Raw genomic sequence first — 265 nt, forward strand, 5'->3', positions numbered from 1 at the left:
GCGCCGTCTGCGGCGTATCATCCATCAGCCTGCGCGCCCGCACGCAGAGATCGTAAGCCTCGAGATTTTTGGGCCGATTGCGCGATGGCGGTGCCCGCAGCCGCCCGAGCAGCGCTTCGACGATCTTGCCAGTCACCTCGTCCTGAACGGCAAAGATATCTTCGAGGCTGCGATCGAAGCGTTCCGCCCATAGATAATCGCCACTTGCCGCATCGACCAGCTTAGCATTGACGCACACCTGCCCTGCTACGCGGCATGCGCTTCC

Annotated in this window: 1 pseudogene; it reads right to left on the bottom strand. The window is 62.3% G+C overall.

The window, feature by feature from the left end:
- A pseudogene (locus AF337_RS25865) lies at positions 1–265 on the bottom strand (adenylate cyclase); the annotation flags it as partial.

Origin of the sequence: Rhizobium ecuadorense (assembly GCF_001187535.1) — a bacterium.
GTDB lineage: Bacteria > Pseudomonadota > Alphaproteobacteria > Rhizobiales > Rhizobiaceae > Rhizobium > Rhizobium ecuadorense.